This is a genomic window from Pseudomonas sp. JV245A (assembly GCF_032424515.1).
In the GTDB taxonomy this organism is placed as follows: domain Bacteria; phylum Pseudomonadota; class Gammaproteobacteria; order Pseudomonadales; family Pseudomonadaceae; genus Aquipseudomonas; species Aquipseudomonas protegens.
Window position 1 is genome coordinate 22,241 of the sequence record NZ_VYKE01000064.1, and the last position, 9,170, is coordinate 31,410.

Below are 9,170 nucleotides of genomic sequence, written 5' to 3' on the forward strand. Positions count from 1 at the left end.
GCGGCCAATGCCATCTGATTGGAGTTTGATGACCATGAGTGTGGAAACTCAAAAGGAAACCCTGGGCTTCCAGACCGAGGTGAAGCAACTGCTGCACCTCATGATCCATTCGCTGTATTCCAACAAGGAAATCTTCCTTCGCGAATTGATCTCGAACGCCTCTGACGCCGTCGACAAATTGCGCTTCGAAGCCCTGTCCAAGCCCGAGTTGCTGGAAGGTGGCGCCGAACTGAAAATCCGTGTGAGCTTCGACAAGGACGCGAAAACCGTCACCCTCGAAGACAACGGTATCGGCATGAGCCGAGAAGATGTGATCACCCACCTGGGGACCATCGCCAAATCCGGCACTGCCGATTTCATGAAGAACCTCACCGGCGACCAGAAGAAGGATTCGCACCTGATCGGTCAGTTCGGTGTCGGCTTCTACTCCGCCTTTATCGTGGCCGACCAGGTTGAAGTGTTCAGCCGCCGTGCCGGCCTGCCTGCCAGCGAAGGCGTGCACTGGTCGTCCAAGGGCGAAGGCGAGTTCGAAGTTGCGACCATCGACAAGGCCGAGCGCGGTACCCGCATCGTCCTGCACCTGAAATCCGGTGAAGACGAGTTCGCCGATGGCTGGCGCCTGCGCAACATCATCAAGAAGTACTCCGACCACATCGCGCTGCCGATCGAGCTGCCCAAAGAAGCCGCTGCCGCTGAAGGCGAAGAGAAACCTGCGCTGGAGTGGGAAACCGTCAACCGCGCCAGTGCCCTGTGGACCCGTCCGCGTACCGAGATCAAGGACGAGGAATACCAGGAGTTCTACAAGCACATCGCCCATGACTTCGAAAACCCGCTGAGCTGGAGCCACAACAAGGTCGAAGGCAAGCTGGAGTACAGCTCGCTGCTCTACGTACCGGCTCGCGCGCCGTTCGACCTGTACCAGCGTGAAGCGCCCAAGGGCCTCAAGCTCTACGTGCAGCGCGTGTTCGTCATGGATCAGGCCGAGTCGTTCCTGCCGCTGTACCTGCGTTTCATCAAGGGCGTGGTGGACTCCAACGACCTGTCGCTGAACGTCTCGCGGGAAATCCTGCAGAAAGACCCGATCATCGACTCGATGAAGTCGGCGCTGACCAAGCGTGTCCTCGACATGCTGGAGAAACTGGCGAAGAACGAACCCGAGCAATACAAGGGCTTCTGGAAGAACTTCGGCCAGGTGATGAAGGAAGGCCCGGCCGAGGACTTCGCCAACAAGGAGAAGATCGCCGGCCTGCTGCGCTTCGCCTCCACCCAGGGCGACGACGGCGAGCAGAATGTCTCCTTGGCCGACTACCTGGCTCGCGCCAAGGAAGGCCAGGACAAGATCTACTTCCTCACCGGCGAATCCTACGCCCAGGTGAAGAACAGCCCGCACCTGGAAGTCTTCCGCAAGAAAGGCATCGAAGTGCTGCTGCTCACCGACCGTATCGACGAGTGGCTGATGAGCTACCTCAACGAGTTCGACGGCAAGAGCTTTGTCGACGTGGCGCGCGGCGACCTGGACCTGGGCAACCTCGACTCCGAAGAGGACAAGAAGGCTGCCGAGGAAGTCGCCAAGACCAAGGAAGGCCTGGTTGAGCGGATCAAGACCGCCCTGGGCGAGAGCGTCAGCGAAGTGCGGGTCTCCCACCGCCTGACCGACTCGCCGGCGATCCTGGCCATTGGCGAGCAGGACCTGGGGCTGCAAATGCGTCAGATCCTTGAAGCCAGCGGGCAGAAGGTTCCGGATTCCAAGCCGATCTTCGAGTTCAACCCGACTCACCCGCTGATCGAGAAACTCGACGGCGAGCAGAGCGAAGAGCGCTTTGGCGACCTGTCGCACATTCTCTTCGATCAGGCGGCCCTGGCGGCCGGTGACAGCTTGAAGGACCCGGCGGCCTATGTGCGCCGACTGAACAAGCTGCTGGTGGAGCTGTCGGTTTAACCACGTTGCAAGAAAAACCCGCTTCGGCGGGTTTTTTCATTCTGGTGTCCCCCTACTGGAGAAGCTGAGTCATGAGTCAAATCACAGTGCGTTCCGTGGTCTATCAGATCGATGGCCAGCCCTATGAAGGCCGCCTGGCCTTCGATGCCGCCCATAAAGCTGCGCGTCCGGGGTTGCTGATGGCGCCGAACTGGATGGGTGTCAGCGCCGGAGCGGAGAAGATCGCCGAGGCGGTGGCGGCCAAGGGTTATGTGGTGCTGATCGCCGATCTGTATGGCCAGTCGCTGCGCCCCGGCGATGCGAGCCAGGCCGGTGCCGCGATGATGCCGCTCAAGGATGATCGGGCGTTGCTGCGCAAGCGCATGCAGGCGGCCTTTGCGGCCTTGCAGAGCCAGGGCGAAGCCGCGGTGGACACCTCCAGGCTGGCCACCTTCGGCTTCTGCTTTGGCGGCTGCTGCGCCCTGGAACTGGCCCGCAGTGGCGCGCCGGTGAAGGCGGCGGTGTCGTTCCACGGCACCCTGGACACCCCCAACCCTGCCGATGCCAACAACATCAAGGGCTCGGTACTGGTACTGCACGGCGCGGCGGACCCGTTCGTGGCCAAGGAGCAACTGCCGGCCTTCGAAGCGGAAATGGACGCCGCGGGAGTGGACTGGCAACTGGTCAGCTACGGTGGCGCGGTGCATTCCTTCACCGACACCCACGCCAACCTGCCGGGCAAGATGATGTACGACGCCAAGACCTCGGCCCGGGCCTTCGCCACCATGCATTACCTGCTGGACGAAGTCTTTAGCGGCTGACCCACCGACCCTGATCCCGTAGGAGCTGGCTTGCCAGCGAAGGCGTCAGTGAGAGCAACGCCAGATTCACGGGCCTGTTCGCCGGCAAACCGGTCCCTACCGATCAGTGGCGGGCGGGTGGCAATTCGATGCGCTCGCTTTCTCCCGGCACCTGCGGCCAGTCCCCGGCGGCCCAGCGTCTGCGAGCTTCATCGATCAACAGTGGATCGCTGGCGACGAAGTTCCAGTTGATCCGCCGCGGGCCGTCCAGGGCGGCGCCGCCGATCAGCACCGCGTGGCAATCGCTCTCGGCGAACAGCGTGGCGTTCTCCCCCTCTGGCAATACCACCAGCGAGTGCACGGGTAATGGCTCGCCGTCCAGTTGTGCCTCGCCCTCCAGTACATACAGCGCACGCTGTTGATGCTCGGTGGGAATCAGCAGGCTGGTGGCGGTCTGCAGCCGCAGCTCGGCATACAGGGTGGGGGAGAGCACCGGCACCGGCGACTCCAGGCAGAAACCGCTGCCGGCAATCATCCGAATGCTCACCCCCAGGTTGTCGCTCACCGGCAGGCTGTTGGCCGGGTGATGGCTGTAGTGCCCCGGGCCCTGCTCCTGTTCTTTGGGCGAGGCCAGCCAGACCTGCAGGCCGTGCATGGCAAACCCCTGGGCCTGCAAGAGTGCTGGCGTGCGCTCGACATGGGCGATGGCGCTGCCGGCGGTCATCCAGCTGACGTCCCCGGCGCCCACGATCTGGTCGGAGCCCAGGCTGTCCTTGTGCTAGATCTGCCCGGCGAACAGGTAGGTCAGGGTGGAGAGGCCGATATGCGGATGCTGGCGGATATTCATGCCTTTGCCCGGCGGGTAGCGGGTTTCCAGCATGTGGTCGAAGAACACGAAAGGCCCGACACTGCGGCACTGGGCCGAAGGCAGGGGGCGCAGGATGGGTTGGCCTTCAACGTCCTCGGCACGGGGACGGATCACGAGGGGGGAGTTCATGGCGGATTCCAGGCTGATCGGGTTATGCCCGGGAGCATAACCCGCTTGTGCCAGCCTTGCCGCTACTGGCTGAAGGCACCTTCGGAGAGGTGGGTCTCGATGCTGACTTCGCTGGTGGTCATCAGCTTGTGGATCGGGCAACGGTCGGCCACCCGGTGCAGCTCATCACGCTGGGCGTCGGTGAGCACGCCCTTGAGGGTCAGCTTCACATGCAGGGCGTACTTGCCCTTCTGCTCTTCGCTGTTGTCGTGCTTGATCTCCACGGTGACCCCGGTCAGCGGGATGTTCTTCTTCTGCGCGTAGAGCTTGAGGGTCAGGGCCTTGCAGGCGCCCAGGGCGGCATCGAAGTAGTCATGGGGCTCGGGGGCGGTGCCTTCGCCACCAGCGGACTTGGGCAGGTCGGTGAACAACTGGTGGTCGTCGACCTGGATGCTGTGGCGGAAACCTTCGCTGGACTCGGTATTGACGGTGATGGTCATGGCAAACCTCAGGCAGTGATGAATAAGGATCAGGCTGTAAGGGTGCTGAAGTTATAGAGCATATCGAAGCGCGGGCGTTCCCCTTTTTCTGAACCTGCGGCTCGGCGTCGCGGTCTATCCTGCTTCGATCCATGGGAGGCGGCCCGGTGCGCTGGAATCCTGTTCAAGCAAGCTGTTTGTGGGCGCTGCTGACGCTGCCGCTGGCGGTGGCGCAGGCGCGTGACTATGTGTGCAGCGACGCACACCTGCATTACGTGGACTTCTTCCAGGAAACCGCGGGCATGGAAGCCTTGCTCAAGGCCATGGATGACAACCGCATCGAGCAGGTGATGATTGCCGGGATTCCGGTGGCCAAGAAATGGCACGAGGATGAACCCAAGCGCCCGCGCTACTACGCCGGGGACGATGCCGCGGCCTACTGGTACAGCGCCACCGACGTGCTGGTGGCCGCCGCGGTGAAAAAGCTGCCGGCCGAGCAGCGCCGGCGCTTTCATCCGTTCCTTTCGGGGTTCAACCCCAACGACAAGAACTCTGCGGCGCATATCCAGCGCATGCTCGATCTCGACCCGGGGCTGTGGCAGGGCATCGGCGAGGTCTTCACCCGGCATGACGACCTCACCGCGCTGACCGCCGGCGACACGCCGCGGGCCAATAACGAGGCGATGACCAAGGTCTATCACCTGGCGGCCGAGAACGACCTGCCGGTCATGCTGCACTCCAACATCACCTCCAAGCGCGAGCGCAATCCACTGTACCTGGCGGAAATCGAAGAACCGCTGCGCAATCACCCCCATACGCGTTTTATCTGGGCCCATGCCGGCACCAGTGCCGAGATCCATCGTCACCAGACCCGGCTGGAGTTCCTGCTGCCGACCCTGACGCGGCTGCTGGAGAGCTACCCCAATCTCTACATCGACCTGTCCTGGAGCCTGCTCACGCCCTATCTGCTGGATAAGCAGGGCAACCCCGACCCGGCCTGGCTGCAGCTGGTGGAGCGCTTCCCGGAGCGCTTCATGCTGGGTTCGGACGTGGTCGGGCGCTTCAACAAACTGGGGAGCGAGCTGCGGGGCTTCGATGGCTTTCTTGACGCCTTGCCGCAGGAGGTAGCACGCAAGGTGGCCCATGACAATTTCCTCGCCATCCTTCCCGCCAACCATCGTCCCTAGCAGGCGCCAGACTGTCATCAGCCTGTCATGCCTGCTTCATAAGCTCGCGCCATCTCAATCAAGGAGCGCGATATGCACCTCACTCGTTTAAGCGCACTGGCGGCGCTGATGATCTTCAGTGGCCTGGCCAGCGCCGAAGTCCGTGTCGAAGGGCCGGTGGAATACGGCGTGTTCGAAGGTCCCAAGGCCGAGCTGCAATCGGGGGAGCGGGTGCTGCGCCGCAGCAACGAGAAGATCCAGCAGACCTCCGTGGTGCCCGCCAGGCTGGGGACCAAGTTCGGCATGCGTTACCAGTTGCTGGGCAAGGTGGCCGAAGATCAGCCCCTGACTCTTCTTTACCTGACGCCGGGCATCCGTACGCCGGACGGGGTACGCCATGACAAGTTCGAAATCACTCAGAAACTGGTGCCTAACGCTCCCCAGGATGTGATGGCCTATGAGTTCACCGAAAGCCATGAGGTGGTCCCGGGCGAGTGGCGTTTCATGGTCTTCCAGGGCGACCGATTGTTGGCAGAACAGCGATTTTCTGTGCGCTGAATCGTTTTACGCCCAAGTATTGGAGTGCTAGGGCGTTTTGATATCACGTTTTTGTCTTACGCAATTTTCCAATGGCCCGATACCGTCTAAGAGCACCCTGCTGCAAGTTCTTGCAGCGCTCTAGGAAGGAGCCAGAGGAATGAGTCTTAGAAGTCTGAACATTGCGTTACGGGCGAGCCTGGGTTTCGGCTTGCTGGCGTTGATGGTGTTTGCCCTGGGGGCATTCGCCTTGATGCAGATGGGCAATATGCGCCAGCAGTCCGATGAAGTGGAAAGCAATTGGCTGCCCAGCGTGATGTCCGTAGGGGAAATGAACCAGGACCTGCTGCGCATTCGCGCCCTGACCCTGCGGCTGTTGATCAATCGCGACCCGCAGGCGATCACCCAGAACGAAAACAAGATCAACGAGATCAAGAGTGTCCTGGGGGTTGCCCAGAGCCGCTACGAATCCTTGATCCTCCTGCCCCAGGAGCGGGTCCTGTTCGATCGTTTCAAGACCATCGAAAAACAGTACCTGCAACGCCAGGAACGGGTCATGCAGCTCTCCAGCCAGAACCAGCTGGAGGAAGCGGTCAAGGTGGTCAATGGCGAAATGAACCAGCTGGCCGATGAGATGGCCGCGACCCTGCACGAGCTGGTGGAGCTGAACAAGCAAAGCGCGACCCATGCCACCGATCTGGCCCAGGCGGTGTTCAGCAAGTCGTGGGTATGGGTGATCGGCATGATTGCCCTGGCGGCGCTGGTTACCATCGGCCTGGCCCTGTTGTTGACCCGCAGTATCGTCCTGCCTCTGGCGCAGTCGTTGAATGTGGCCGAAGTGGTGGCCGGCGGCGATCTGACCGGCACTATCACGGTGACCGGCAGGGACGAGCCGGCGCGGCTGCTGCACGCGCTCAAGGCCATGCAGCACAGCCTGCGGGAAACCATCCGGCGCATCTCCGATTCATCCAGCCAGCTGGCCTCGGCCTCGGAAGAGCTCAGTTGTGTCACCGAGGATGCGACCCGTGGCCTGCATCAGCAGAGCCTGGAGATCGAACAGGCGGCCACGGCGGTAAACCAGATGACCGCAGCGGTGGAGGAGGTGGCCAGTAACGCAGTGGCCACGTCCGAGGCCTCGCGGGAGTCCGACCGCATCGCCCAGCACGGGCGCGAGCAGGTGCACCAGACGGTGCTCTCGATTGAGTCGCTGGCGCAGGACGTGACGGCCAATGCCAGCCAGGTGGAGGATCTGGCGCAGAAGGTCTATGGCATCAGCAAGGTACTGGAGGTGATCCGTTCCATTGCCGAGCAGACCAACCTGCTGGCGTTGAACGCGGCCATCGAGGCGGCACGGGCCGGGGATGCGGGACGCGGGTTCGCAGTGGTGGCCGATGAAGTCCGGGCCCTGGCTCATCGGACCCAGCAGTCGACCCAGGAAATCGAGCAGATGATCGGCGGTATCCAGCAGGGCACCGACCAGGCCGTCAGTTCCATGCAGCAGAGCAACAACCGCGCCCATTCGACCCTGGAGGTGGCCAAGGCGGCAGGACAGGCGCTGGAGGAAATCGCATCGGCCTTCACCCAGATCAATGAGCGCAACATCGTCATTGCCAGCGCCTCGGAGCAGCAGGCGGCAGTGGCGCGGGAGGTGGACCGCAACCTGATGAACATCCGCGACCTGGCCTTGCAGACCTCCGCCGGGGCCAATCAGACCAGTGCGGCCAGCCAGGAGTTGTCGCGCCTGGCGGTGGACCTGAACAGCATGGTGGCGCGTTTCTCGGTCTGAGCCTTCTGGCAGGCGAAAAAAAGCCCCGAACCGGTCGGGGCTTTTTCATTCGGCGAAGCGGTGGGGCTTACTTGCCCTGCCAGCGCTTCAGGACCAGGGTGGCGTTGGTGCCACCGAAGCCGAAGCTGTTGCTCATCACGGTGTTGATGGTGGCGTCTTCGCGGGTCTTGGTCAGGATCGGCATATCGGCCACTTCCGGATCCAGCTCGTCGATGTTGGCCGAACCGGCCATGAAGTTGCCTTCCATCATCAGCATGCAGTAGATCGCTTCGTGAACGCCGGCAGCGCCCAGGGAGTGACCCGACAGGCTCTTGGTGGAGCTGATGGCCGGGGCCTTGTCGCCGAACACTTCACGCACGCCCTTCATTTCCGCGACGTCGCCGACCGGGGTCGAAGTGCCGTGGGTGTTCAGGTAGTCGATAGGGGTGTCGACGGTGGACATGGCCATTTCCATGCAGCGGATTGCACCTTCGCCGCTTGGAGCCACCATGTCGTAGCCATCGGAAGTGGCGCCGTAGCCGACGATTTCCGCGTAGATCTTGGCGCCACGGGCCAGAGCGTGTTCCAGCTCCTCGACCACCACCATGCCGCCACCGCCGGCGATGACGAAACCGTCACGCTTGGCGTCGTAGGCGCGGGAGGCCTTTTCCGGGGTTTCGTTGTACTGGGTGGACAGGGCACCCATGGCGTCGAACAGGAACGACTGGGTCCAATGCTCTTCTTCACCGCCACCGGCGAAGACGATGTCCTGCTTGCCCATCTGGATCTGTTCCATGGCGGTACCGATGCAGTGAGCACTGGTGGCGCAGGCAGAAGCGATGGAGTAGTTCAGGCCCTTGATCTTGAACGGGGTGGCCAGGCAGGCGGAAACGGTGCTGCTCATGGTCCGCGTAACGCGGTATGGGCCAACGCGCTTGACGCCTTTCTCGCGCAGGATGTCCAGCGCTTCCATCTGGTTCAGGGTCGAGGCGCCGCCGGAGCCGGCGATCAGGCCGGTGCGCGGGTTGGACACTTGTTCTTCGCTCAGGCCGGAGTCGGCGATGGCGTCTTTCATGGCCAGGTAGGCGTAAGCCGCCGCGTGGCCGACGAAGCGATAGATCTTGCGGTCGATCAGCTCTTCGAGGTTCAGGTCAATGGAGCCGGAAACCTGGCTACGCAGACCCATTTCGGCATATTCCGGGTTGAAGCGGATGCCAGGGCGACTTGCACGCAGGTTAGCGGAGACGGTCTCTTTGTCATTGCCCAGGCACGAAACAATGCCAAGACCTGTGATAACGACGCGGCGCATGCGGATAACCCTTAGAAGTTGTCAGTTGAAGTAAACACGCCGACCCGGAGGCCTTCGGCGGTATAGATTTCGCGGCCGTCAACGCTGACCGAACCATCGGCGATGGCCATGTTCAGCTTGCCCTTGAGCACGCGCTTGATGTGAATGTTATAGGTGACTTTCTTGGCGGTCGGCAGGACCTGGCCGAAGAATTTCACTTCCCCCGAACCCAGTGCGCGAC

Annotated in this window: 7 protein-coding genes and 3 pseudogenes; 6 read left to right on the forward strand and 4 right to left on the reverse strand. The window is 62.2% G+C overall.

Features of this window, described 5'->3' with window-relative positions:
• Positions 1-34: 34 nt before the first annotated feature.
• Positions 35-1,939, forward strand: a complete 1,905-nt coding sequence (htpG, locus tag F6S12_RS17945; RefSeq protein ID WP_011060059.1) for a molecular chaperone HtpG — start codon at positions 35-37, stop codon at positions 1,937-1,939.
• A gap of 71 nt (positions 1,940-2,010) precedes the next feature.
• Positions 2,011-2,739, forward strand: a complete 729-nt coding sequence (locus tag F6S12_RS17950; protein ID WP_015634672.1) for a dienelactone hydrolase family protein — start codon at positions 2,011-2,013, stop codon at positions 2,737-2,739.
• Positions 2,740-2,842: 103 nt separating this feature from the next.
• On the opposite strand, the pseudogene F6S12_RS17955 reads toward F6S12_RS17950, so the two are convergent.
• Positions 2,843-3,715: pseudogene (locus F6S12_RS17955) on the reverse strand (pirin family protein).
• A 62-nt stretch (positions 3,716-3,777) separates the two neighbouring features.
• Positions 3,778-4,194, reverse strand: a complete 417-nt coding sequence (locus F6S12_RS17960; protein ID WP_011060062.1) for an OsmC family protein — start codon at positions 4,192-4,194, stop codon at positions 3,778-3,780.
• A gap of 131 nt (positions 4,195-4,325) precedes the next feature.
• On the opposite strand from F6S12_RS17960, the gene F6S12_RS17965 reads away from it, so the two are divergent.
• From F6S12_RS17965 to F6S12_RS33835, 4 genes and pseudogenes are all read left to right on the forward strand, one after another.
• Positions 4,326-5,360: an amidohydrolase family protein gene (locus F6S12_RS17965; RefSeq protein ID WP_315869160.1), complete on the forward strand. Its 1,035-nt coding sequence runs from the start codon at positions 4,326-4,328 to the stop codon at positions 5,358-5,360.
• A 72-nt stretch (positions 5,361-5,432) separates the two neighbouring features.
• Positions 5,433-5,897, forward strand: a complete 465-nt coding sequence (locus tag F6S12_RS17970; RefSeq protein ID WP_015634675.1) for a DUF3859 domain-containing protein — start codon at positions 5,433-5,435, stop codon at positions 5,895-5,897.
• Positions 5,898-6,036: 139 nt separating this feature from the next.
• Positions 6,037-6,807 (forward strand): annotated as a pseudogene (locus F6S12_RS33830) (MCP four helix bundle domain-containing protein); the annotation flags it as partial.
• Positions 6,799-7,662, forward strand: coding sequence for a methyl-accepting chemotaxis protein (locus tag F6S12_RS33835; RefSeq protein ID WP_404940410.1), 864 nt, complete (start codon positions 6,799-6,801; stop codon positions 7,660-7,662). The pseudogene F6S12_RS33830 and the gene F6S12_RS33835, both read left to right, overlap by 9 nt.
• Before the next feature lie 67 nt (positions 7,663-7,729).
• On the opposite strand, the gene fabB is transcribed toward F6S12_RS33835, so the two are convergent.
• Together fabB and F6S12_RS17985 are read right to left on the reverse strand one after the other, a co-directional pair.
• Positions 7,730-8,950 (reverse strand): beta-ketoacyl-ACP synthase I, encoded by a 1,221-nt coding sequence (gene fabB / locus F6S12_RS17980; RefSeq protein WP_011060066.1) that lies wholly within the window; start codon positions 8,948-8,950, stop codon positions 7,730-7,732.
• Between the two features lie 11 nt (positions 8,951-8,961).
• A pseudogene (locus F6S12_RS17985) lies at positions 8,962-9,170 on the reverse strand (beta-hydroxydecanoyl-ACP dehydratase); the annotation flags it as partial.